Here is a 21549-nt window from a genome sequence, read left to right as displayed (position 1 = left end):
ACTCAGCGGGCGAAGTAGCCCCGGTAGTACTCGTAGACCCAGCCGACGATGGCGACGACGAAGATGGCGAAACCGATCGGGATCATGAACTCACCGACGGCGAGACCGATGAAGGCCACGGCCGCCGAGCCGGCGAGCACGAGCGGCCACCACGACCACGGCGAGAACTCGCCCATCTCAGGGTCGCCGTCGTCGATGTCGGCCGTGAGGGAGTCCTCGGGGAGGACGCCGCCCTGGGCCTTCTCGACGCGGCTCGTGTAGAACGCGATCATCGCACCCATGGCCGTCACGAAGACGAGTGCCACGGACCCGACCCACTCGATCCGGTTGAAGACCGGCAGCTGCGGGTGGGCGATGATGTTCCACACCACGTAGACGACGGCGACGAGGCCGAAGAACGCGGTCAGGATCCACCAGAGGTTGACGTTGGTCTTCACTTACTTGACCTCACCGTTCGTCAGATCGACCACCGGGGCGTCGGGCGCGTCCTTGGCAGGACCCACACCGACGGGGATGCCGGCTTCGGGGTGGTTCAGGTCGAATGCGGGCCGCTCGCTGCGGATACGCGGGATCGACGTGAAGTTGTGGCGCGGCGGCGGGCAGCTGGTCGCCCACTCGAGCGAACCGCCGTAGCCCCACGGGTCGTTGACCGTGACGCGCGGCGCGGTGCGTGCCGTGATCCAGACGTTCAGGAGGAACGGCACCATCGAGGCGGCGAGGATCATGGAGCCGATCGTCGACACCTGGTTCTGCCAGGTCCAGCCGTCCTGCATGGCGTAGTCGGCGTAGCGTCGCGGCATGCCGTCGGCGCCCAGCCAATGCTGGATGAGGAACGTCATGTGGAAGCCGATGAACAGCAGCCAGAAGTGCACGAGACCCAGACGCTCGTTCAGCATCTTGCCCGTCCACTTGGGCCACCAGAAGTAGAAGCCCGCGAACATCGCGAAGACAACGGTTCCGAAGACGACGTAGTGGAAGTGCGCCACGACGAAGTACGAGTCGGAGACGTGGAAGTCCAGCGGCGGCGAGGACAGGATGACGCCGGTCAGACCACCGAAGACGAACGAGACGAGGAAGCCCAGGGCGAACACCATCGGCGTTTCGAAGGTGATGGATCCACGCCACATCGTGCCGATCCAGTTGAAGATCTTCACACCCGTCGGGACCGCGATGAGCATCGTCATGAGCGCGAAGAACGGCAGCAGGACGGCGCCGGTCACGTACATGTGGTGCGCCCACACCGAGACAGACAGGGCGGCGATGGCGATCGTCGCGTACACGAGGGTCTTGTAGCCGAAGATCGGCTTGCGGCTGAAGACCGGGAAGATCTCCGACACGATGCCGAAGAACGGCAGCGCGATGATGTAGACCTCGGGGTGCCCGAAGAACCAGAACAGGTGCTGCCAGAGCAGGACGCCGCCGTTGGCCGGGTCGTAGATGTGAGCACCCAGGATGCGGTCGGCCGCCGCAGCGAAGATCGCCGCCGCCAGAACCGGGAAGGCCATCAGGATCAGGATGCTGGTGACCAGCGTGTTCCAGCTGAAGATGGGCATGCGCCACATCGTCATACCGGGCGCACGCATCGTCATGATCGTGGTGATGAAGTTGACACCACCGAGGATCGTGCCGAAACCGCTCATGCCGAGGCCCAGCATCCAGAGGTCACCACCGGCACCCGGGCTGAAGCTCTCGCTCGCCAGCGGCTGGTACGCGAACCACCCGAAAGCGGCGGCACCCTGCGGGGTGAGGAAGCCGGCGACGGCGATGGTCGAGCCGAACGTGAAGAGCCAGAAGGCGAAGGCGTTCAGACGCGGGAACGCGACGTCGGGCGCTCCGATCTGCAGCGGCAGCAGCGCGTTGGCGAAACCGGCGAACAGCGGCGTCGCGAACATGAGCAGCATGATCGTGCCGTGCATGGTGAACAGCTGGTTGTACTGCTCCTTCGTCGGCACCACCTGCATGCCCGGCTCGAAGAGCTCGGCGCGGATGATCAGCGCCATCACGCCGCCGAGCATGAAGAACAGGACCGACGCGATCAGGTACATGTACCCGATGGTCTTGTGGTCGGTGGACGTGATCCACTTCACCACGATGTTGCCCTTGTGCTCGACGCGCGAGCGGCTCAGCAGCGCCGCCTGGCGAGGGGGAAGGGTCTGTGCCGGAGGCGTGATGGTGGCCATCAGTTGTTCTCTCCCTCGGCGGCAGGTGCGCCGGTGCCCGGTGCGTTCTGCTGTCGGTCAAGGACGTCATCGATGTCGCCGGTCTGACCCTTGGCCTCGAGCGACGCGATGTACGACTGGTATTCGGACTCGGAGACGACCTTCACGTTGAAGAGCATCATCGAGTGGTACTGGCCGCAGAGCTCGGCGCACTTGCCGACGTACTCGCCCTCCTTGGTGGGGACGAACGACCAGTAGTTGTCGCGGCCCGGGTACATGTCCTTCTTGTAAAGGAAGTCCACGATCCAGAACGAGTGGATGACGTCGCGCGATTCGAGCTGCAGCGTCACCTTCTTGTCGACCGGCAGCACCAGCTCGGGCAGCTCGTTGGTGATGTTGCCCTGTGCGTCGGTCTGCGCCTGGACACCCATGGTCCAGACGGACTCCTCGGTGTCGTTGCAGTCGGAGCCGTTGTACTGGAAGTCCCAGGCCCACTGCTTGCCGATCGCGGTGATGCAGACGTCGGGGGTCTCGTGCTGCGTCTCGATGATCGTCTGGTCGCGGGCGGTGAACGCGAAGAAGCCGAGCACCAGGATGACCGGCGCGATCGTGAAGAACATCTCGATCGGCATGTTGTAGCGCAGCTGCACCGGAAGGCCCGACTGGCCCTTGCGGCGCCGGTAGGCGATCGCGGCCCAGCCCATGAGGGCCCAGGTGATGACGCCGACGGCGAGGACGACGATCCACGACGTGGTCCAGAGGCCGGCGATCATCGACGTGTGGTTCGTCGCCTGGCCGCCCTCCTCATCGAAGCCGGGGAGGAAGCCGTTCGCTGTCGTGGGGCTGCAGCCCGCCAGCGCGACCGCGGAGGCGATCGTGAGCGGGAGAGCTACCCAACGGAGTCGGCGGTTGACGCGCACGGTGCACCTTTCGGGGACATGAAGGTCAGACTCATGCCAGTCTAGGGCAACCTCTTACGGAGTTCCGGCCATCCGCTCAGGATGCCGGGACCGATGGAGGCGACCCGGGATGGATCAGTGGAAGCTGTCGCCGCAGGCGCAGCTGCCGGCGGCGTTGGGGTTGTCGATCGTGAAGCCCTGCTCCGAGATCGTGTCCTTGAAGTCGATCTTCGCGCCGTCGAGGTAGGGCACCGACATGTCGTCGACGATGACCTCGACGCCGTCGAAGTCGACCGTCTTGTCGCCGTCGAGATAGCGCTCGTCGAAGTACAGCTGGTAGATCAGACCCGAGCAACCGCCGGGCTGGACGGCGACGCGGAGCCGGAGGTCGTCACGGTTCTCCTGCGACAGCAGGCTCTTCACCTTCTCGGCAGCGGCCTCGGTGAGGGCGACGCCGTGGGCGGGAACGGTCTCGGTGGACTGCGTGGCGATGTCGGTCATGACTCTCCCCATGGTCGGGCCGCCAGTGCTCTTGAGGAACGGGGGCGGCGTGCTCTCTCGATTCTACGTCCCGGTGCGCCTCTCGGCCCGGCGACGCGGGTGATCGTGGCCGCTGTTCAGTCGGAGGCGTCGAGCGAGGCGAGCAGCAGCGCCTCGGACACGAGGGCGTTCCGGAACGTCTCGACGTGCAGGGACTCGTTGGGGCTGTGGGCCCGGGCGTGCGGGTCCTCGACACCGGTCACGAGGATCTCGGCCCCCGGGAACTCCCGCACGAGGTCGGCGATGAAGGGGATCGACCCTCCCACACCGATGTCGACCGGAGTGCGGCCGTACCCGCTCTCGAGGGCGGCGCGCGCCGCCTCGACAGCAGGGCCGGAGGTGTCGACGAGGAACGGGTCGCCGAAATCGACGTCGCGGAAGGTCAGCCGCGCCCCGAACGGCGCGTGGCTGCGGAGGTGCGCCTCGATCGCGGCGAACGCGTCGGCGGCGGCCTGCCCCGGGGCGACCCGGGTGCTGATCACGACCGAGACCTTCGGGGTCAGCGTGTTGGACGCGTTCCGGACGCTCGGGGCGTCGATGCCTGTGACCGTGATCGACGGCTTGTTCCAGATGCGGCTGAGGATCTCGTCGCGTCCGATCGGCGACACCCCCTGGGGAAGACCAGCCTCGCTGCGGAGGGTCTCCTCCGAATACGGCGGGGTGGCGGCATCCCGGGATTCCAGTCCGGCGACGGCGACGGCACCGTCCTCGTCCCAGAGCGTCGCGAGGAGGGTGACCGCTGCGAGCATCGCGTCGGGCACAGCCCCACCGAACATGCCGGAGTGCGAGGCGTGATCGAGCGTCTCGATGTCGAGGGTGAAGCGGGCGTTGCCGCGCAGCGACACCGTCAGGGCGGGCGTCTCGGAATCCCAGTTGCCGGAATCGGCGACGACGATCACGTCGGCGCGGAGCGCATCCGCGTTGTCGCTGAGGAACTGGGCGAAGGATGCCGACCCCGCCTCCTCCTCTCCCTCGAAGAAGAGGTTGACGCCGAGGTCGAAGTCCGTGCCCACGGCGTCGACGAGCGCACGCAGTGCCCCGATGTGGGCCATGATGCCGGCCTTGTCGTCGGCCGCGCCGCGACCGTAGATCCGGCCGTCGCGCAGGGTCGGCTCGAAGGGCGGCGACTCCCACAGGGACTCGTCGCCGACGGGCTGCACGTCGTGGTGGGCGTAGAGGAGGATCGTGGGGCGGCCGTTTCGGGCGGGGCGCGTCGCCAGCACCGCCGGCATCCCCTCCTCCCCCGTCTCGGGGACGACCGCGGTCGCGATCTCGACGCGTTCGAAGATGCCGAGGCCTTCGACGAGCGTCTTGACGGCCTCGGCGCTGCGCTGCACCTCGGCCCGGTCGAACCCGGGGAACGCGATCGAGGGGATGCGGACGAGCGAGCCCAGGTCGGCGAGGGCGGCGGGCACCTGGGTGAGGGCCGCTTCGCGCACCGCAGCGGACCGGGTGGTGTCGGAAGTCATGCGGGTAATCTTATGTCGCACGCCTTTTTCGCCGATTCCGAGGAACCGCCCCGTGGCAAAGACACCGCCCCCCGCCGACACCACCCCAGACGCCCCCACCGGCGCGGGGAAGAACCGCCCGACGCCCACGCGCGCCGAGCAGGAAGCGGCGCGCAAGCGGCCCCTCGTCGCGAACACGAAGGAGGCGCGCGCCCGCGCCAAGACCGAGCTCGCCGCCCAGCGCGAGAAGGCCCGGATCGGCATGGCCAACGGCGACGAGCGTTACCTCACGCCCCGCGACCGCGGGCCCCAGCGGCGCTTCGCCCGCGACTACACGGATGCCGGCTGGCACTTCGGCGAGCTCGTCATGCCGCTGCTGGTGATCGTCATCCTCTTCGCCCTGGTCCCGAACACCGCCGTCGTCTTCTACGCCTACATCGGCCTCTGGGCCTACCTGCTCTTCGTCGTCGCCGACATGATCATGCTCTCGCGCAAGGTCAAGAAGCTCGCCGCCGCGAAGTGGGGCGACCGCCGAGAGAAGGGCCTCGGCTGGTACGCGGCGATGCGCTCGGTGCAGATGCGGTTCATGCGTCTGCCCAAGCCCCAGGTCAAGCGCGGCGAGTACCCGAGCTGAGTCCGAGATCCGCAACGGGCCCGCACCGACAGGTGCGGGCCCGTTCTCGTGCGGGCGGATGCCGGAGCTCAGCGCACCAGGCCGCGGTTGATTTCGCGCGCCCAGAGGGGGCCGCGGTACACGAACGCGCTGTAACCCTGCACCAGGTCGGCGCCGGCCGCGAGCCGCTCGCGGACGTCGGCCGCGGTCTCCACTCCCCCGGCGGCGATGACGCAGAAATCGGCCGGGACCGCGGCACGGACCCGGCGGAGCACCTCGAGCGAACGCTCACGCAACGGCGCGCCGGAGAGCCCGCCGGCGCCCATGGCCTCGACGCGTGCGGCATCCGTCGTGAGGCCCGTCCGGGCGATCGTCGTGTTGGTCGCGACGATCCCCGCCAGCCCCGTGTCGACGGCGAGGGCCGAGATGCCGTCGATCTCGTCGTCGGTGAGGTCGGGGGCGATCTTCACGAGGAGCGGGGTGCCGCCTGCGGCATCCTTCACTGCCGACAGCAGCGGACGGAGCGTCTCGACGGCCTGCAGGCCGCGGAGCCCGGGCGTGTTCGGGGACGACACGTTCACGACGAGGTAGTCGGCGACTGGGGCGACGAGGCGCGTGCTGGCGACGTAATCGGCCGTCGCGTCGGCGACGTCCACGACCCGCGACTTGCCGATGTTCGCGCCGAGCACCGGACGGTTCGTGCGACGGCGCATGCGCGCGAGGCGGCCCGCCACGACGGCCGCGCCCTCGTTGTTGAACCCCATGCGGTTGATCAGCGCACGATCGGCGGGCAGCCGGAACAGCCGCGGCTTCGGGTTGCCGTCCTGCGGGATCGCGGTGACCGTGCCCACCTCGATGTGGCCGAAGCCCAGCGCGTGCAGGCCGAGCGCTCCGACGGCGTTCTTGTCGAAGCCGGCGGCGACGCCGAAGGGCGAGTTGAAGACGAGACCGAGGGCCTCGGTGCGCAGCTGCGGGGCCGGGCGGGTGAGGGCGCGGGCGATCCACGAGAACGGCGGCACCGCGGCGACACGGATGACGACCATCCCGAGGTGGTGGGCCCTCTCGGGGTCCAGGCGGCGGAGGACGAGGTCGAAGAGGAGTCGGTACATCGGCTCCCAGCCTAGGGCGAGGGGCGCACTCCCGTGATCAGACCTCTTCGCGCTGGGCCCGCTGCGCGTGATCCGCCCGCAGCAGCGCGATCGCCTCGTCGAAGTCGTCGAGCGTCTCGAACGCCTGGTACACGCTCGCGAACCGCAGGTAGGCGATCTCGTCGAGTTCGCGCAGAGGGCCGAGGATCGCGAGCCCGATCTCGTTCGTGTCGATCTGCGAGACACCGGTCTGACGGACCGCCTCCTCGACGGCCTGGGCCAGCATCGCGAGATCCGCCTCGGTGACGGGACGGCCCTGACACGCCTTGCGGACGCCCGACATGACCTTCTCGCGGCTGAACGACTCGATCACGCCGGAGCGCTTGATGACGTTCAGGCTCGCGGTCTCGATCGTCGAGAACCGGCCGCCGCACTCGGGGCACTGGCGACGACGACGGATGCTGAGTCCGTCGTCGCTCGTGCGGGAGTCGATGACGCGGGAGTCGGAGTGACGACAGAACGGGCAGTGCATGGCGGCATCCAGCCTACGCGTCGAAGCGCGCCGTGACGGCTTCACCGTGCGCGGGCAGGACCTCGGCGTTCGCGAGCGTGACGATGTCGTCGTGGACCGCCTTCAGCGCGTCACGGTCGTACACGATCACCTGCTGCGGACGCAGGAAAGTGGATGCCGACAGTCCCGACGCATAGCGGGCCTGACCTCCCGTGGGCAGCACGTGATTGCTGCCGGCGAGGTAGTCGCCGAGGCTCACCGGGGTCCACGCACCGACGAACACAGCACCGGCGTTGACGTACTCCGCGGGGCGCGGATCGCGCAGGTGCAGCTCGAGGTGCTCGGGAGCGTAGGCGTTGCTGAACGCCGTCGCCGTGGCGATGTCGTCGACGAGCACGACGGCGGACTGCGGCCCCGACAGCGCCTGCGCGACGCGGGCGGCGTGGTGCGTCGCGGTCGCCCGCTGCTCGACCTCGACCACGACGGCCTCCGCGAGCGCCGGCGAGTCGGTGACAAGGACGGCCGCCGCCTGCTCGTCGTGCTCTGCCTGGCTCACGAGGTCGGCTGCCACCAACCGGGCATCCGCTGACTCGTCGGCGACGATCAGGATCTCAGTCGCGCCCGCTTCGGAGTCCGTCCCGACCATGCCGGCCACGACGCGCTTCGCCAGCGCGACGAAGTTGTTGCCGGGGCCGGAGATGACGTCGACCGGGTCGAGTCCGAGGGCCGGGACACCGTGGGCGTAGGCGCCGATCGCCCCCGCGCCTCCCATCGCGTACACCTCGGTGATGCCGAGCAGACGAGCCGCGGCGAGGATGACGGGGTGCACCCGGCCGCCGTGGTCGCGCTGCGGCGGCGAGGCGAGGGCGACCTGTGCGACGCCGGCCACCTGCGCGGGGACGACGTTCATCACGACGCTCGACGGGTAGACCGCCTTGCCGCCGGGGACGTAGACACCGGCCCGCCACACGGGTCGCCAGTGCTGCTCGACGCGGGCACCGGGGCCGATGTCCGTCACGACGGGCGCCGGGACCTGCGCGGCCGAGGCGCGCCGGACCCGGTCGATCGCGTTCTCGAGCGCCCGACGGATCGCCGGGTCGAGGGCGTCGAGCGCCTCCTCGAGGTGCGCGGCCGGGACGCGGACGTCGTGACCCTCCACGCCGTCGAAGCGGGCGGCCTGTTCGCGCAGCGACGCCTCCCCCCGCTCCGCGACGTCCGCGACGACGGCGGCCGCCGTCGCCAGTGCCTCGTCGCGGGCAGCGGTGGCCCGGGGGACGGCAGCGAGGAGGTCAGCCGGAGTGACGGCGCGACCCCGGAGGTCGATCGTGCGAAGCATCCCTCCAGGGTACCGGCGCGTCAGCCCCGGGTGACGCCCGAGACGTCGGTGAGGTAGCCGATCCGACCGTCCTCGTGGCGCACGACGAACGAGTCGCCGCGGTCCTCGATGACGAGGGCCCAGGCGGTCGGGCCGATGCGGAACAGGGGCGCGCCGTTCTCGTCGACGACGTCCCGTTCGACGGGTGCGAGCGCCCAGAACGCCTGCTGCGCCGAGGCCGGAGCCGGTGCCGGCTCGTCGTCATCGATCGGGTCGCCGAGCGGTGCCGGGTCGGGGTCGACCGACGGCGCCGCCATCGTGAAGCGGGCGTCCGAGATCGGACGGGCGACGACCGGGCGGGCACCGCGGGCGACGCGGTGCGAGACCGTCTCGCTGCGGTGCAGGAAGTCCTCGTGGAACGGCGGGATGAAGGGGGCGACGACCGTGAGGGCGACACCCGCCGCCATCAGGATGACCTCGACCCAGACGACCCAGCTGCTCAGCCAGACACCCGTCGCGGCGCCGCGGGCGATGTTGATCCAGAGCCAGCTGAGCCAGAGCACCGCCGAGACCGAGAAGGCGACGGAGGCGAACTGGTCGATACCCAGGGAACCGACCCGGCGGATGCCGGTGGGCGAGAAGCGACGCAGGACGATGAGGAACACCGCGACCGTCGGCACGCCGATGGCGAGGATCCAGTCGATGCCCGAGCCCCAGACGTTCCCGCCGCCGAGGAGCTGCGTGTACGGGCCGTCGCTGTAGAGCGGGAAGAACGAGAAGAGGAAGGCGAGCGCCCAGACGCCCAGCAGCGACACCTCACGCAGCGAGAACGGGCCGATCCCGTACTGCGGCGGGACGTGGCCCGCCTCGGGAGCCTGGTCGACATCGGCGGGGGTGGTGTCGACGTACGGCGCAGGAGCCGCCGCGGCGGCCGGGACGTCGTCCACGGGGGCGGATGCCTCGGCTGCCGGCGCGTCGGCTGCGGCCGGCGCGGAGGACGCCGCATCCCTCTCGAAGTCGTACGCCTCGGTCTCACTGTCGACGCGGGACGCGTCGTACACCGCGGTCTCGGGCGCCCGAACGACGGTGATGTCAAGGTCCTCGACGGTGCCCCCCGTCTCGTCGGGCGTTTCGGGGGTCGGCTTCTGGTCGGTCACGATGCTCCTTCCGCACAGCGCCGGGGGGCGCCGCCTGCGATCCTACCCCGCGGGCTGTGGACGACTCAGCCGAGACACTGGGGTCCCAGCAGACCCTTCAACTCGCCGTAGAGGTCGACCGTCACGCCCACCTGCGCGGGGACCTCGAAAACCTTCGCGACGCCGCCGCGGTGGAGCTTCAGGGTCACCTCAGTGCTGCCCGGATGCCGGTCGAGGACGGCGGCGAGCTGTCCGATCGTCGTCTCGGTCGCCCGGTGCTCGGGGAGCAGGAGGACGAGGGGGCCGGCGGCATCCACCGATCCGAGATCCGGGACGAACGCGGACTGCCCGTGGAGGTTGCGCCCGTCGTCGCGCTGCGAGACGCGTCCGCGCACGACGAGGATCGAGTCGGCCTGCAGCATCGACTGGAACTCGGTGTACGTCTTGCCCATGAACATGACGGTCACCTCGCCGTCGAAGTCCTCGACCGTGATCATGCCGTACGGATTGCCGCTCTGCTTCGCGACGCGGTGCTGCACGCTGGTGACCAGGCCCGCGATCGTGACGATGTCGCCGTCCGAGATGTCCTCGGAGACGAGCAGGTCGTGGATCGACGTCGACGCGTGTTTGGCGAGCGGGATCTCGAGCCCGGCGAGCGGGTGGTCCGACACGTAGAGCCCGAGCATCTCGCGTTCGAAGGCGAGCTTGTCCTTCTTGGTCCACTCGGGACGCTCCGGGACGCGGGCGACCTGCTGCGGCTCGTCGTCACCCCACAGGCTGTCGAAGTCGAAGCCGACTTCGCCGTTGGCCTCGCGCCGTTTGTCGAGCACGGCCTGCTCGGTGGCGTCCTCGTGGATCTCCATAAGCGCGCGCCGCGTCGAGCCGAGCGAGTCGAACGCGCCGGCCTTGATGAGGGACTCCACCGTGCGCTTGTTGGCGACGTGGGCGGGGACCTTCGCGAGGAAGTCGTGGAAGCTCGTGTAGGGACCGTCGGCCCGCGCCGCGACGATGCCGTCGACGACGTTGCTGCCGACGTTGCGGACGGCGCCCAGACCGAAGCGGATGTCCTCACCGACGGCCGCGAAGTACCGGATCGACTCCCCCACGTCGGGCGGGAGGACGCGGATGCCCATGCGGCGGCACTCGTTGAGGTACACCGCCATCTTGTCCTTCGAGTCGCCGACGCTCGTGAGGAGGGCGGCCATGTACTCGGCGGGATAGTGGGCCTTCAGGTACGCGGTCCAGTAGGAGACGAGGCCGTACGCCGCGGAGTGGGCTTTGTTGAAGGCGTAGTCGGAGAACGGCAGCAGGATGTCCCAGAGGGCCTTGATCGCTGCCTCACCAAAGCCGCGTTCCTTCATGCCGCCCGAGAAGCCCTCGTACTGCTTGTCGAGCTCGGACTTCTTCTTCTTGCCCATCGCGCGGCGCAGGATGTCCGCCTGACCGAGCGAGAAGCCGGCCACCTTCTGCGCGATCGCCATGACCTGCTCCTGATAGATGATCAGGCCGTAGGTCGTGTCGAGGATCTCACGCAGCGGCTCTTCGAGCTCGGGGTGGATGGGTGTGATCGGCTGCACGCCGTTCTTTCGCAGTGCGTAGTTGGTGTGCGAGTTCGCGCCCATCGGACCCGGTCGGTACAGCGCGATGACGGCCGAGATGTCCTCGAAGTTGTCGGGCTTCATGAGGCGCAGGAGCGAGCGCATCGGGCCGCCGTCGAGTTGGAAGACGCCGAGCGTGTCGCCGCGGCTGAGCAGGTCGTACGCGGCGCGGTCGTCGAGTTCGAGGTGCTCGAGGTCGAGTTCCTCGCCGCGGTTGCTGCGGATGTTGTCGAGGGCGTCGGAGATGATCGTGAGGTTTCGGAGCCCCAGGAAGTCCATCTTGATGAGCCCGAGGGTCTCGCACGACGGGTAGTCGAACTGCGTGACGATCTGGCCGTCCTGCTCGCGGCGCATGATCGGGATGATGTCGATCAGCGGTTCGCTCGACATGATGACACCGGCCGCGTGGACGCCCCACTGCCGTTTCAGGCCCTCGAGGCCGATCGCGCGGTCGAAGACGGTCTTCGCCTCGGGATCGGTGTCGATGAGCGAGCGGAACTCGCTCGCCTCCTTGTACCGCGGATGCTTCGGGTCGAACATGCCGCCGAGCTCCATGTCCTTGCCCATGACGGGCGGCGGCATGGCCTTGGTGAGCCGCTCGCCCATGGAGAAGGGGAAGCCGAGGACACGACCGGCATCCTTCAGCGCCTGCTTCGACTTGATCGTGCCGTACGTGACGATCTGCGCGACGCGCTCGGAGCCGTACTTCTCGGTCACGTAGTCGATGACCTCGCCACGGCGACGGTCGTCGAAGTCGACGTCGAAGTCGGGCATCGAGACGCGGTCGGGGTTGAGGAACCGCTCGAAGATCAGACCGTGCTCGAGCGGGTCGAGGTCGGTGATGCGCATGGCGTACGCGACCATCGAGCCGGCACCGGAACCGCGGCCGGGACCGACGCGGATGCCGTTGTCCTTGGCCCAGTTGATGAAGTCGGCGACGACGAGGAAGTACCCCGGGAAGCCCATCTGCAGGATGATGCCGGTCTCGTACTCCGCCTGCTTGCGAACCGGGTCGGGGATGCCGTCGGGGTACCGGTAGTGGAGGCCGGCCTCGACCTCCTTGATCAGCCAACTGTCCTCGGTCTCGCCCTCGGGCACCGGGAAGCGCGGCATGTAGTTGGCGGAGGTGTTGAACTCGACCTCGCAGCGCTCGGCGATGAGGAGCGTGTTGTCGCAGGCCTCGGGATGGTCGCGGAAGAGCTGACGCATCTCCTGGGCCGTCTTGATGTAGTACCCGTCGCCGTCGAACTTGAAACGGTTCGGGTCGTCGAGGGTCGAGCCGGACTGCACGCAGAGGAGGGCGGCGTGCGCGTCGGCCTCGTGCTGATGCGTGTAGTGCGAGTCGTTGGTCGCGACGAGCGGGATGCCGAGGTCCTTCGAGAGCCGGATGAGGTCGGTCATGACACGACGCTCGATCGACAGCCCGTGGTCCATGATCTCGGCGAAGTAGTTCTCCTTGCCGAAGATGTCCTGGAACTCGGCGGCCGCGGCGCGCGCCGCCTCGTACTGCCCGAGACGCAGGCGGGTCTGCACCTCCCCCGACGGGCAGCCGGTCGTGGCGATCAGTCCCTTGCCGTAGGTCTGCAGCAGCTCGCGGTCCATGCGCGGCTTGAAGTAGTAGCCCTCGATGCTCGAGAGCGAACTGAGCCGGAAGAGGTTGTGCATCCCCTCCGTGCTCTGGCTCCACATCGTCATGTGGGTGTAGGCACCGGAACCCGAGACGTCGTCGCTCTTCTGGTCAGGCGAGCCCCAGGCGACGCGGGACTTGTCGCTGCGGTGGGTGCCCGGGGTGACGTAGGCCTCGAGACCGATGATCGGCTTGACGCCGGCGGACTGGGCGGCACGGTAGAACTCGAAGGCCGCGAACGTGTTGCCGTGATCGGTGACGGCGATCGCCGGCATCCCGTACTCGGCTGCCGCCTGCGTCATCGCGCCGATCTTCGCGGCCCCGTCGAGCATCGAGTATTCGCTGTGCACGTGCAGATGGACGAAGGAATCGGATGCCACGGATCGAGTCTACGTTCCGGGTCCGACACGGGACCTAGGCTGGTCGGCATGGCCACTCCCGAGTTCGTCCTCGCCCTCCGCGAGAAGATCGGCACCGCTCCCCTCCCCCTCGTCGGCGTCACCGCGATCGTCTTCCGTGACGAGAAGGTGCTCATCGGACGGCGGGCGGACAACGGCTCGTGGCAGCCCGTCTCCGGCATCGTCGACCCCGGCGAGGAGCCCGCCGACGCGGCGGTCCGGGAGTGTCGCGAGGAGGCGGGGATCGTCGTCCGAGCGACCCGCCTGGCCGCCGTGCAGCAGATCCCCCGCATCGAGTACGCCAACGGCGACCAGGTGGACTACCTCGACCTGGTCTTCCGCTGCGACTGGGTCTCGGGCGAGCCGCATCCCGCTGACGGAGAACTCACCGATGTCGGGTGGTTCGGGCTCGGCGAGCTGGTCGACGTCGATCAGACCCACGTCCGAAAGATCGCGCTCGCGATCGCCGAGGACGACCCCGCGAGCTTCGCCGGCGGCCGCTGACCGTCAGCCCGTTCGAACAGGCTTCGGGTGCCGACGTAGGCCATCGTGAGGTCGACCTTCTCGCCCCTGTTGTCGACGGGGTACCCCTCCATCGCCGGCGCACCCTGCGACCTCGCGAAGTCCACCGCGCCCGCCAACAGGGCGTGGGAGATACCCTTCCCTCGATGCCCCGGACGGACGCGGATGCACCACACCGACCACGCGTCGAGGTCGTCGACGTGCGGAATCCGCCGATTCGTCGCGAACGAGGTGTCGGCGCGGCAGTGCACCGCCGCCCATCCCACGACGTCATCGCCGTCGTACGCGAGGACGCCTGGCGGCCCCTCGGCGACGAGCTCCCGCATCCGTTCGCCGCGCGCGCGGCCGGACAACGACCGGTGCTCGGGGCCGGAAAGCCGGTAGCTCAGGCACCAGCAGACGTTGGCGTCGGGACGCTTCGGCCCCAGCATCGTCGCGACGTCGTCGAACGAGGTGGCGGGGTGGACGTCGATGCTCATGACAGCAGGATGCCGCCTGCCACCGACGCCCGCACCCCTCACGGGACCCGGAGGTTGCGACCTTCGAGGTAGGCGAGGTCGATGACGGGCCGCGAGCCGAGCGGTTCGTCGAGGTCGATCGTGAAGGGTGTCGCGCCGGAATCCGCACACGCGGGTGTCTGGACATCGTCCCGCAGCGCGACCAGGACCTCGACGACGTCGGTGTTCTGGTTCTCCTGGAGCAGCTCTATCGCCGCGGCGTCCACCGGGCATCCACCCTCGGAGACGAGCAGCGGCATACGCGCCGCCGCCGGATCGGCGGCGGCCGCATCGAGGGCGACGTCCACGGTCCGGTACCCGTCGACCAGCTGGGTCATGAGGCACTGCGACCAGCTCGTCACCGCCCAACCGCCGCCCCCGTCGCGGGTGATGGTCACGAGCTCGTGCGTCGCAGCCGGCTCGCCGGGCTCGGAGTCCCGCGGCGTGGAGCCGTCGTGAAGGCTCCACGACCAGAGGACGACCCGGTCCTCGGACTGCTCGACGGGGGCCCACTCCTCCTCGCCGAGCTCGGGAACACCCTCCCCCGCGATCGCGGCACGACCGTTGTCGTCGAGCAGACTGCTCAGCCCGGTTCCGGCGTACGCCGAGTCGGGGATGGGCACACCATCGCACGCGGAGGTCGGCGCCGCATCCGGCTCGCTCCGCGACGGAGCGGCGTCTACGAAGGACACCTCGTTGGTCCAGGTCGACGCGGGCAGCCCGTCTCCCGCCCACGAGGGCGTAGAGCCGCTGACCGGGACCAGACTCTCCCGCGCCATCCGCGTCACACCGAGTAGGTCGTCGTCTGCGGAGAGGAAGATGTCCGCTCCCTCGACTCTCCGGCTGAGGCCGCCACCGGCGACGACGGTGTCCACGACCGCCTCCCGCTGCGCCACGGTCAGGAAGTACCAGGCCGGATCGGGCAGCACGTACACCAGGAGGGTCGGCACCGACTCGGCCGTCGCCGCGGCGGCATCCAGCCCGTGGCGCTCGGCGAAGGCATCGAGGATCCCCGGCCCGTCGGCAGGCAACCCCTCCGTCCACCCCTCCGGGATGCGGGTGGATTCCTGCACGCTGCGGTCCGAGCCGGCGACGAACGACTCCGCCATCGCAGGGCCGTCGGGTCCGTGCGTGCTCGCGAGGGACGAGGGCTCATCCTCGAAGACGTGCGTCACGCTCCCATCGGCCGACACGTACGACGCACTGACGCTGCGCACGAGCAGGTAACTGTCGGACGAGGCGCTGCCGTCCGGGAGGTCGTACCGCTGCGGGCCCTCCGTCACGGTCGCGATCCGGAGCGTCCGACCGTTCAGCTGGTCCTGTACCGGGCGCGCGAAGTCCACGGCCGGGGGCGCGGCGATCTCGGGACGGGACAGCACCTGCGATGCCACGAAGGCCCCGACGGCGATCACCGCGACGGTGACGACGGCGACGACAGCGGTCAGCAGACGCAGATTCGGTGTCGACAGTGCCGGCATCCGCCAGGTCCGTCGCCGGCCCCGCGAGGGCTCCGCGGCGATGGCGCGGGCGAGCTGCTCGCGCGCCCCCGCGATCGCCCCCGGGGTCGGTTCCACGTTCGGGGCGAGATCACGCACCCTGTTCGACAGCGCGTCCATGGTTCCCCTCCTCTCCGAGGGTCGTGGTGAGGTCGGGAACGCGAAGGCGCCTCCGGACACGGTTGAGGCGGGACCGGACGGTCCCCACCGGGATGCCGAGTGCGACGCCGATCTGCTCGTAGGTCAGGTCGCCCCAGGCGTGCAGGAGCAGGACGTCGCGGTCACGGGACGGAAGGGCGGCGATACGTTCCGCGAGGCCGCGCATCGCGGAGCCCGCGTCGATGCGGTCATCCGACCGCGACGACCCGTCGGGGTGTCCGGTCTCGGCTACGGCCGCGGATGCCGCGATGGCCCGCCACTGCCGTGCGTCGCGCGCGGCCATCCGACGGATGACGCGGGTCGCGATCCCGAACAGCCACGGCCGCGCCGATTCCCAGGAATGATCGAAGCGGGCGCGCTTACGGAACGCGATGAGGAACGTCTCGCTGAGGACGTCCTGTCCGCCGTCCGAACCCACACGCTGGGCAGCGAATCTGCCGATCGCCGTCGCGTGCCGTTCAAACAGCTCCGCGAACGCCGGCGGGTCGCTGAGCGAGCGCTGGATGATGCTGCTGTCGGTGGTCACACTTCATATTCACCGCGAAGCGGCGAACGGTTCACGATTGGTCGCGCAGCATCTCCAGAGCGTGGGCGAGGTCCGCCGGATACTCGGAGCGGAACGTCGACCAATCCCCCGTCGCGGGGTGCGCGAACGACAGTTCGTGGGCGTGGAGCCACTGCCGCGTCAGCCCCAGGCGCTGGGCGAGCGTCGGGTCGCCTCCGTAGAGGGGATCGCCGACGCACGGATGCCGGTGGGCGGCCATGTGCACGCGGATCTGGTGCGTGCGCCCGGTCTCGAGGTGCACCTCGAGCAGCGAGGCACGGGGGAACGCCTCGAGCGTCTCGTAGTGCGTCACCGAGTCCTTGCCGTCGGGCGTGACCGCGAACTTCCACGAGTGGCTGGGGTGACGGCCGATGGGCGCGTCGATGGTTCCCACCAGCGGGTCGGGGTGGCCCTGCACGACCGTGTGGTAGATCTTGTCGACCTCACGTTCCTTGAACGCCCGCTTCAGCGCGGTGTAGGAGCGCTCGGTCTTCGCGACGACCATCAGGCCGCTCGTGCCCACGTCGAGGCGGTGCACGACGCCCTGACGCTCGGGAGCGCCGGAGGTGGCGATGCGGAACCCCGCGGCGGCGAGGGCGCCGACGACCGTCGGACCCTCCCATCCCAGCGAGGGGTGCGCGGCGACACCGGCGGGCTTGTCGACGACGACGATCTCGTCGTCGTCGTGGACGATGCCGAGGTCGGGTACCGCGACGGGGACGATCTCGGGACCCCGCTTGTCCTCCCAGTCGACCTGCAACCAGCCCCCGGCGACGAGCTTGTCGGACTTGCCGACGGTGCGCCCGTCGAGTTCGACTCCCCCACCCTCGGCGACCTCGGCCGCGAACGTGCGAGAGAAGCCGAGCAGCTTGGCCAGCGCGGCGTCGACCCGGGTGCCGTCGAGGCCGTCCGGGACGGGGAGGCTACGGCTGGGCATGGGGATCGGCGGATGCCGGCTGCTCCTCGTCGTCCGCCGTCGCCGCGGCATCCTTCTCCCGCGATCCGTCGAAACGGACGCCGAGCAGGACCAGGATCGCGACGGCGAGCATCATCGTGACGATGAAGGAGTCGGCGACGTTGTAGATGGCCGACGGGAAGCCCAGCCAGAGCCACGGCGTGTGGATGAAGTCGACGACGTGCCCCACGAGGAATCCGGGTGCGCGGAACAGTCGGTCACCCAGGTTGCCGAGGATGCCGCCGAGCAGCAGCCCGAGGACGATGGCCCACGCCCGCGACCGCACGCGGGTCACGGCGAGGACGATGATCGTGACGGCCGCGGCGGCGAGCACGAGGGTGAAGACCCAGGTGACGCCCTCCCCGAGCGAGAACGCCGCGCCGGGGTTGAAGGTCAAGTAGAGCTGGAGGAAGTCTCCGAGCACCGGGACGGCCTGCCGCTCGGGCAGGTTCGCGAGAGCGAGGAACTTCGTGAACTGGTCAGCGGCCAGCACCAGCACCGCGAGGATCGCGATGGTGGTGCCGGCCGCTGCGGCGCGCAGTGTCGTCCGGGACGCGGACGTTCGGCTCGACAACGTGCGAGCGGTCAGGACGCGGGGATGGGCGTCGAGCCCGAGGTGCCGGCGACGTCGAGGTCGCGCAGCTTCTCCTCGATGAAGCTGCGCAGCTGGACGCGGTAATCGCGCTCGAACTGACGCAGCTCGCTGATGCGACCCTCGAGGGTGCCGCGCTCGCTCTCGAGGCGGGTGAGCTCGTCCTTGGCCTTGGTGCGTGCCTCGTTGAGGATGGCGTCGGCCTCGGCCTGCGCCTCGGAGATGAGCTTCTCCTTCTGCGCCTTACCCTCGGCGACGTGCTCGTCGTGCAGGCGCTGCGCCAGCTCGATGATGCCGGCGGACGCGGCCGCAGGAGCGGTCGCTCCGGCCGCGGGGGTCTCGGCGACGGGCTCGGCCGGAGCCGGGGCCTCCTCGACGACCTCTTTCTCGGCGGCGGCGGGGGCGGCGGCCTCCGGGGCGGGGGTCTCGCCGGACTCGTACGCGGCGAGCTTCGCCTTCAGCTCCTCGTTCTCGGCGATCGTCTTGCGCCACTCGACGACGATCTCGTCGAGGAAGTCATCGACCTCGTCCGGGTCGAAACCCTCCTTGAAACGAACATGCTGGAACTGCTTGGTGACGACGTCTTCGGGAGTCAAAGGCATGTGTCTTTCCTCTTTCGGGGCTCAGGAAGCGGGCCGGTCAATGAAGACCCGCGAGGCGCGAGCCGTACCCCGACAGCATAGTCCGCGGCTGTCGTGGGTGCGACGACGACGACCTCACACGCGGCTCAGCACCTGCGTGACGGACAGGAGCACGAAGCAGCACAGCATCGTGATCGGGAAGGCGAGATCGAGCGCGATGGGACCGATGCGCAGTGGCGGGATGAAGCGGCGGAAGAACTTCAGCGGCGGGTCGGTCACGGTGAACACGACCTCGGCGAAGACGAGCCAGCCGCCGCGCGGACGCCACTCCCGGTTGAACATCGGGATGTACTCCAACACCAGACGTGCCAGGAGGAACAGCACGTAGATGAGCAGGAGCGCGTTGAGGATCCCGGCGATGAGGCCGATGACCGACACGACGTCAGTGCGTGAAGGGAGCGGAGTCGGCGTCGCCCTGGGCGATCGCCCCCTCGCCGGAGACCGCGACGTTCTCGGGCGAGAGCAGGAAGACCTTGCTCGTCACGCGCTCGATACGGCCGTACAGACCCAGCGAGAGTCCGCTCGCGAAGTCGATGAGGCGGCGGGCGTCGGCATCGCTCATCTGCGAGAGGTTGATGATGATGGGGATGCCGTCGCGGAAGTTCTCGGCGATCATCTGCGCGTCGCGGTACTGCTTCGGGTGCACCGTGACGATCTCGCTCACGGTGGCCGGAGCGGGCTGACGCACGACGGCCGGACGGTGGATGGGCGTCACCGGGGCGGTCTTGTTCTCGACCTGCTTCTCCCGGCTCTCGCGGCGGGGCGCCGGCTCCTCGTAGACCTCTTCCTCGTCGGCGAGGCCCAGGTACACCATGGTCTTCTTGAGCGGGTTCGACATCGCATCCTCCGTATTGCTCGTCTGTGATGAGGCTAACCGTGCAGGGGCCTCGGGCCTGTGATTGCCGAACCGATGCGCAGGTGTGTCGCACCCGCGGCGATCGCCTCGGCGAAGTCGCCGGTCATTCCGGCGGAGATCCAGTCGGCATCCGGCACCACACGGCGCAGCCGTGCGGCGTGATCCGCGAGCCGGGCGAAGGCCGCGGCGGGGTCCTCGTCGAGCGGAGCGACGGCCATCACGCCCCGCAACCGCAGCGAGGGGCAGGATGCCGCGACGTGCTCGGCGAGCTCCTCGACACCCGCCGGCTGAACGCCCCCGCGACCGGGGTCATCCGTGAGGTTGACCTGGATCAGGACGTCGAGCACGCTCTCGTCGCCCTCGGCGCGGGCGCCGTGGAGCGCGTCGGCGAGCCGCGCGCGGTCGAGGGAGTGCACCGCGTCGGCATCCCGACGCACCGCTTTCGCCTTGTTCGTCTGCGCCTGGCCGATGAAGTGCCAGCGCAGCGCCGGGCCCGCGTAGTCGGCGCGTTTGGCGCTGAGTTCCTGCTGCCGGTTCTCGCCGACGTCGGTGACGCCGAGGGCGGCGAGATCCTGCACGAGCTCGACGGGGTGGAACTTCGTGACGACGATCCGCGTGATCGTCGCGGGATCGCGGCCCGCCGACCGAGCGGCATCCGAGATGCGCGCGTCGATGTCGGCGAGCCGCGAACGAAGATCCACGACGGCGTTACTTCAGGAAGTCGGGGATGTCGAGGTCGTCATCACCGAACGCCGAGTCGTAGTCGCTCGACGACGCGGGCGCCGACACCGACACCGACTCGCGTCCGCTGTTCTCCGCCGCGGCGAGGTCGCGCGCGACCGTGTCGGCGGGCAGCGGCGGCAGCACGGGGGCGGATGCCGGGCGGCTGGCCGTGATCGGCTCGACCTTCACCTGGGGCTCGCCGCCGTCGAAGCCGGCCGCGATGACCGTGACCCGGACCTCGTCGCCCAGGGTGTCGTCGATGACGGTACCGAAGATGATGTTCGCCTCGGGGTGCGCGGCCTCCTTGACGAGCTGCGCGGCGTCGTTGATCTCGAAGATGCCGAGGTTAGAACCACCCTGGATCGACAGCAGCACGCCGTGCGCGCCCTCGATCGACGCCTCGAGCAGCGGCGACTCGACGGCCAGTTCGGCTGCCTTGATCGCACGATCGGCGCCGCGGGCCGAGCCGATGCCCATGAGTGCGGAGCCCGCGCCCTGCATGACCGACTTGACGTCGGCGAAGTCGAGGTTGATGAGACCGGGCGTCGTGATGAGATCGGTGATGCCCTGCACACCGGCGAGCAGCACCTGGTCGGCCGTGGCGAAGGCCTCGATCATCGAGATGCCGCGGTCGCTGATCTCGAGCAGGCGGTCGTTCGGCACCACGATGAGGGTGTCGACCTCTTCCTTGAGCTTCGAGACGCCCGCCTCGGCCTGGGTCTGGCGACGACGACCCTCGAAGGAGAAGGGCTTGGTCACGACACCGATGGTGAGGGCGCCGATCGACTTCGCGATCCGCGCGACGACCGGGGCGCCACCGGTGCCCGTACCGCCGCCCTCGCCCGCCGTGACGAAGACCATGTCGGCGCCCGCGAGGGCTTCCTCGATCTCCTCGGCGTGGTCCTCGGCGGCACGACGGCCGACCTCGGGGTCGGCGCCCGCGCCGAGACCGCGCGTGAGCTCGCGGCCCACGTCGAGCTTGATGTCGGCGTCGCTCATCAGCAGCGCCTGGGCGTCCGTGTTGACGGCGATGAACTCGACGCCGCGAAGGCCGAGCTCGATCATGCGGTTGACGGCGTTGACACCGCCACCACCCACGCCAACGACCTTGATCACAGCAAGGTAGTTCTGGTTCTGGCTCACGCCGGCCTCCGTATCGTCCTGAACCTCGAGTGCAAACCTTCAACCTCAACCAGAGGTTTAAAGAATTGCCGAGTATGCAATTCCTGATT

At 69.2% G+C, this 21549-nt stretch carries 22 protein-coding genes; 2 read left to right on the top strand and 20 right to left on the bottom strand.

Annotated elements, in window-relative coordinates:
- Positions 1 to 2: 2 nt before the first annotated feature.
- The 5 genes from Q9S71_RS08515 to Q9S71_RS08495 all read right to left on the bottom strand — a co-directional run bounded on the left by Q9S71_RS08515 (position 3) and on the right by Q9S71_RS08495 (position 5067).
- A complete protein-coding gene (locus Q9S71_RS08515; protein ID WP_064002318.1) occupies positions 3 to 437 on the bottom strand; it encodes a cytochrome c oxidase subunit 4 in 435 nt (144 codons plus the stop codon).
- Positions 438 to 2180, bottom strand: coding sequence for an aa3-type cytochrome oxidase subunit I (gene ctaD / locus Q9S71_RS08510; RefSeq protein WP_311861832.1), 1743 nt, complete (start codon positions 2178 to 2180; stop codon positions 438 to 440).
- Entirely contained in the window at positions 2180 to 3079 is a 900-nt protein-coding gene (gene ctaC, locus Q9S71_RS08505; RefSeq protein WP_311861831.1) for an aa3-type cytochrome oxidase subunit II, read from the bottom strand. Before ctaC ends, ctaD begins: the two co-directional genes overlap by 1 nt.
- A 114-nt stretch (positions 3080 to 3193) precedes the next feature.
- Positions 3194 to 3559, bottom strand: a complete 366-nt coding sequence (erpA, locus tag Q9S71_RS08500) for an iron-sulfur cluster insertion protein ErpA (protein WP_064002321.1) — start codon at positions 3557 to 3559, stop codon at positions 3194 to 3196.
- A gap of 116 nt (positions 3560 to 3675) precedes the next feature.
- Positions 3676 to 5067, bottom strand: coding sequence for a dipeptidase (locus Q9S71_RS08495; protein ID WP_311861830.1), 1392 nt, complete (start codon positions 5065 to 5067; stop codon positions 3676 to 3678).
- A 52-nt stretch (positions 5068 to 5119) separates the two neighbouring features.
- On the opposite strand from Q9S71_RS08495, the gene Q9S71_RS08490 reads away from it, so the two are divergent.
- Positions 5120 to 5680, top strand: coding sequence for a DUF3043 domain-containing protein (locus Q9S71_RS08490; protein WP_311861829.1), 561 nt, complete (start codon positions 5120 to 5122; stop codon positions 5678 to 5680).
- A gap of 68 nt (positions 5681 to 5748) precedes the next feature.
- On the opposite strand, the gene Q9S71_RS08485 is transcribed toward Q9S71_RS08490, so the two are convergent.
- The 5 genes from Q9S71_RS08485 to dnaE all read right to left on the bottom strand — a co-directional run bounded on the left by Q9S71_RS08485 (position 5749) and on the right by dnaE (position 13314).
- Entirely contained in the window at positions 5749 to 6768 is a 1020-nt protein-coding gene (locus tag Q9S71_RS08485) for a quinone-dependent dihydroorotate dehydrogenase (protein ID WP_311861828.1), read from the bottom strand.
- Between the two features lie 37 nt (positions 6769 to 6805).
- The gene (gene nrdR / locus Q9S71_RS08480) at positions 6806 to 7279 is read right to left on the bottom strand and encodes a transcriptional regulator NrdR (protein WP_064002325.1); all 474 of its coding nucleotides are present in this window, start codon (positions 7277 to 7279) and stop codon (positions 6806 to 6808) included.
- 13 nt (positions 7280 to 7292) lie between these two features.
- Positions 7293 to 8594 carry a histidinol dehydrogenase gene (hisD, locus tag Q9S71_RS08475; protein ID WP_311861827.1) on the bottom strand — a complete coding sequence of 434 codons (1302 nt, stop codon included), beginning with the start codon at positions 8592 to 8594 and terminating at the stop codon, positions 7293 to 7295.
- Positions 8595 to 8614: 20 nt separating this feature from the next.
- On the bottom strand, positions 8615 to 9730 hold the full coding sequence (locus tag Q9S71_RS08470; protein WP_311861826.1) for a hypothetical protein: 1116 nt from the start codon (positions 9728 to 9730) through the stop codon (positions 8615 to 8617).
- Positions 9731 to 9795: 65 nt separating this feature from the next.
- On the bottom strand, positions 9796 to 13314 hold the full coding sequence (dnaE, locus tag Q9S71_RS08465; RefSeq protein ID WP_311861824.1) for a DNA polymerase III subunit alpha: 3519 nt from the start codon (positions 13312 to 13314) through the stop codon (positions 9796 to 9798).
- A gap of 48 nt (positions 13315 to 13362) precedes the next feature.
- Here dnaE and Q9S71_RS08460 point away from each other — a divergent pair, with 48 nt between their 5' ends.
- Complete coding sequence (locus Q9S71_RS08460; RefSeq protein ID WP_217531290.1) at positions 13363 to 13836, top strand: NUDIX hydrolase; 474 nt, start codon at positions 13363 to 13365, stop codon at positions 13834 to 13836.
- On the opposite strand, the gene Q9S71_RS08455 is transcribed toward Q9S71_RS08460, so the two are convergent.
- The 10 genes from Q9S71_RS08455 to ftsZ form a co-directional block, all read right to left on the bottom strand.
- Positions 13764 to 14333 (bottom strand): GNAT family N-acetyltransferase, encoded by a 570-nt coding sequence (locus Q9S71_RS08455; protein ID WP_311861823.1) that lies wholly within the window; start codon positions 14331 to 14333, stop codon positions 13764 to 13766. The genes Q9S71_RS08460 and Q9S71_RS08455 overlap by 73 nt on opposite strands.
- A 38-nt stretch (positions 14334 to 14371) precedes the next feature.
- On the bottom strand, positions 14372 to 15967 hold the full coding sequence (locus Q9S71_RS08450; protein ID WP_311861822.1) for a hypothetical protein: 1596 nt from the start codon (positions 15965 to 15967) through the stop codon (positions 14372 to 14374).
- Positions 15939 to 16532, bottom strand: coding sequence for an RNA polymerase sigma factor (locus tag Q9S71_RS08445; RefSeq protein WP_311861820.1), 594 nt, complete (start codon positions 16530 to 16532; stop codon positions 15939 to 15941). The genes Q9S71_RS08450 and Q9S71_RS08445 overlap by 29 nt, the downstream gene beginning before the upstream one ends.
- A 31-nt stretch (positions 16533 to 16563) precedes the next feature.
- Positions 16564 to 17487 (bottom strand): RluA family pseudouridine synthase, encoded by a 924-nt coding sequence (locus Q9S71_RS08440; RefSeq protein ID WP_311861819.1) that lies wholly within the window; start codon positions 17485 to 17487, stop codon positions 16564 to 16566.
- The gene (locus Q9S71_RS08435) at positions 17474 to 18079 is read right to left on the bottom strand and encodes a signal peptidase II (RefSeq protein ID WP_311861818.1); all 606 of its coding nucleotides are present in this window, start codon (positions 18077 to 18079) and stop codon (positions 17474 to 17476) included. Before Q9S71_RS08435 ends, Q9S71_RS08440 begins: the two co-directional genes overlap by 14 nt.
- An 11-nt stretch (positions 18080 to 18090) precedes the next feature.
- On the bottom strand, positions 18091 to 18699 hold the full coding sequence (locus tag Q9S71_RS08430; RefSeq protein WP_311861816.1) for a DivIVA domain-containing protein: 609 nt from the start codon (positions 18697 to 18699) through the stop codon (positions 18091 to 18093).
- Between the two features lie 114 nt (positions 18700 to 18813).
- The gene (locus Q9S71_RS08425) at positions 18814 to 19116 is read right to left on the bottom strand and encodes a YggT family protein (protein WP_064002334.1); all 303 of its coding nucleotides are present in this window, start codon (positions 19114 to 19116) and stop codon (positions 18814 to 18816) included.
- A gap of 4 nt (positions 19117 to 19120) precedes the next feature.
- Positions 19121 to 19576 (bottom strand): cell division protein SepF, encoded by a 456-nt coding sequence (locus Q9S71_RS08420; protein ID WP_064002335.1) that lies wholly within the window; start codon positions 19574 to 19576, stop codon positions 19121 to 19123.
- A gap of 32 nt (positions 19577 to 19608) precedes the next feature.
- The gene (locus Q9S71_RS08415) at positions 19609 to 20295 is read right to left on the bottom strand and encodes a YggS family pyridoxal phosphate-dependent enzyme (RefSeq protein WP_311861814.1); all 687 of its coding nucleotides are present in this window, start codon (positions 20293 to 20295) and stop codon (positions 19609 to 19611) included.
- Positions 20296 to 20302: 7 nt separating this feature from the next.
- On the bottom strand, positions 20303 to 21460 hold the full coding sequence (gene ftsZ, locus Q9S71_RS08410; protein WP_311861813.1) for a cell division protein FtsZ: 1158 nt from the start codon (positions 21458 to 21460) through the stop codon (positions 20303 to 20305).
- Between the last annotated feature and the right edge of the window lie 89 nt (positions 21461 to 21549).

It is taken from the genome of Microbacterium gawkjiense (assembly GCF_031932225.1).
Taxonomy (GTDB): domain Bacteria; phylum Actinomycetota; class Actinomycetes; order Actinomycetales; family Microbacteriaceae; genus Microbacterium; species Microbacterium gawkjiense.
Note: the sequence above shows the minus strand (reverse complement) of the source record. Positions and strands in the feature narration are given on the sequence as shown.

Excerpts from the sequence above, each read along its gene's own strand:
- ctaD (WP_311861832.1), bottom strand. The coding sequence starts at position 2,180 with ATGGCCACCATCACGCCTCCGGCACAGACCCTTCCCCCTCGCCAGGCG.
- erpA (WP_064002321.1), bottom strand. The coding sequence starts at position 3,559 with ATGACCGACATCGCCACGCAGTCCACCGAGACCGTTCCCGCCCACGGC.
- Q9S71_RS08495 (WP_311861830.1), bottom strand. The coding sequence starts at position 5,067 with ATGACTTCCGACACCACCCGGTCCGCTGCGGTGCGCGAAGCGGCCCTC.
- Q9S71_RS08485 (WP_311861828.1), bottom strand. The coding sequence starts at position 6,768 with ATGTACCGACTCCTCTTCGACCTCGTCCTCCGCCGCCTGGACCCCGAG.
- nrdR (WP_064002325.1), bottom strand. The coding sequence starts at position 7,279 with ATGCACTGCCCGTTCTGTCGTCACTCCGACTCCCGCGTCATCGACTCC.
- hisD (WP_311861827.1), bottom strand. The coding sequence starts at position 8,594 with ATGCTTCGCACGATCGACCTCCGGGGTCGCGCCGTCACTCCGGCTGAC.
- Q9S71_RS08460 (WP_217531290.1), top strand. The coding sequence starts at position 13,363 with ATGGCCACTCCCGAGTTCGTCCTCGCCCTCCGCGAGAAGATCGGCACC.
- Q9S71_RS08455 (WP_311861823.1), bottom strand. The coding sequence starts at position 14,333 with ATGAGCATCGACGTCCACCCCGCCACCTCGTTCGACGACGTCGCGACG.
- Q9S71_RS08450 (WP_311861822.1), bottom strand. The coding sequence starts at position 15,967 with ATGGACGCGCTGTCGAACAGGGTGCGTGATCTCGCCCCGAACGTGGAA.
- Q9S71_RS08440 (WP_311861819.1), bottom strand. The coding sequence starts at position 17,487 with ATGCCCAGCCGTAGCCTCCCCGTCCCGGACGGCCTCGACGGCACCCGG.
- Q9S71_RS08430 (WP_311861816.1), bottom strand. The coding sequence starts at position 18,699 with ATGCCTTTGACTCCCGAAGACGTCGTCACCAAGCAGTTCCAGCATGTT.
- Q9S71_RS08420 (WP_064002335.1), bottom strand. The coding sequence starts at position 19,576 with ATGTCGAACCCGCTCAAGAAGACCATGGTGTACCTGGGCCTCGCCGAC.